Below are 1,753 nucleotides of genomic sequence, written 5' to 3' on the forward strand. Positions count from 1 at the left end.
CCTCAATATTGAGTACGTGAGTACAATTTAGTTTCATTTCAGCCTGTAAGTTTTTGATAAATTAATTCTATTGACGTTAAGACAAATGCTTAATTCCTAATAAACTCAAAACCTTGCAGACCAGTCATTTTTTCTGTTTTTGAACTGTAAAAATATCAAAACATGGCTGTTCCTAGCCGCAACCATCATTTGGGGAGTCCCTCTTTTTATGGCATAATGGACTACTTGACGGATTGTTCCGCCCCCATTTTTTTCAAACCGCAGAATCAAAATCATACTGCGGTTTGTCCATTTCAGAATCAGATTTTTCAGACGGCCTCATCATTCCAAAGGCCGTCTGAACAGAAAGCCACCATCATGAATCCTTTCTCTTCACTCGGTTTAGGCAGCGAATTGGTCTCCGCCCTGACCGATCAGGGTTATGAAAACCCGACGCCTATTCAAGCCGCAGCGATTCCTAAAGCCTTGGCAGGACACGATCTTTTGGCTGCAGCACAAACCGGCACAGGTAAAACCGCCGCCTTTATGCTGCCCAGCCTCGAACGCCTGAAACGCTACGCCACATCCAGCACCTCCCCTGCCATGCATCCTGTCCGCATGTTGGTATTGACCCCAACCCGCGAACTGGCCGATCAAATCGATCAAAACGTGCAGGCATACATTAAAAATCTTCCTTTGCGCCACACCGTCCTCTTCGGCGGTGTCAATATGGACAAACAAACTGCCGACTTGCGCGCCGGTTGTGAAATCGTTGTTGCCACAGTTGGCCGACTGCTTGACCACGTCAAGCAAAAAAACATCAATTTAAACAAAGTCGAAATCGTCGTACTCGACGAAGCCGACCGTATGCTTGATATGGGTTTCATCGACGATATCCGCAAAATCATGCAGATGTTGCCCAAACAGCGACAAACCCTGCTTTTCTCCGCCACTTTCTCACCGCCTATCCGTAAGCTTGCGCAAGATTTTATGCACACGCCTGAAATGGTTGAAGTGGCTGCGCAAAACACCACCAACGCCAATGTCGAGCAACACATCATTGCCGTTGATACACTCAAAAAACGCAACCTGCTCGAACGTCTGATTGTTGATTTGCATATGAATCAAGTCATTGTATTCTGCAAAACCAAACAAAGCGTCGATCAAGTTACCCGCGACCTCGTCCGTCGCAACATTGCCGCGCAATCCATCCACGGCGACAAATCCCAACAAAGCCGACTGGAAACCCTCAACGCCTTTAAAGAAGGTTCATTACGCGTTTTGGTTGCCACTGACGTTGCCGCACGCGGCCTGGATATTGCCGAGTTGCCTTTCGTCATCAACTACGAGCTGCCAACCCAACCTGAAGACTACGTCCACCGCATCGGACGTACCGGCCGGGCCGGTGCCGACGGCGTTGCCATTTCCTTAATGGATAAAACCGAACAGAAAATGTTTGAATCCATTAAAGAGCTAATCGGCAGCGATTTGAATGTGGAACGCATCGAAGGCTTCGAGCCGCATTGGTGGGGCAACGACAATCAAGATGAAGCCGAAGCGCAACCGGTTCAGCACAACGACAGCCGCTCTCGTCGCGATGATAGAAACAAACGCAACGAATACGCGAATAAATCAGACAAAAACTCGAAAAAAGCAGAAGAGAAAAACGATCCGGGTATTGTCTGCGGCAAAATTGCCGGCAGAACACGCCGCAGCCGTCACGAGCGTCAGCCTTGCGCCCTGCTCCAACCTGGTTTTGGCGTAAAGTAAACAA

General features: G+C 48.5%; 1 protein-coding gene. It reads left to right on the top strand.

All coding sequences use genetic code 11. The annotated features are described in order from the left end of the window. Nucleotides 1–354 precede the first annotated feature (354 nt). Complete coding sequence (locus ACTHUE_RS17795; protein ID WP_137041590.1) at nt 355–1,749, top strand: DEAD/DEAH box helicase; 1,395 nt, start codon at nt 355–357, stop codon at nt 1,747–1,749. The last annotated feature ends 4 nt before the right edge of the window (nt 1,750–1,753 follow it).

The organism is Neisseria sp. P0021.S005, assembly GCF_051956955.1.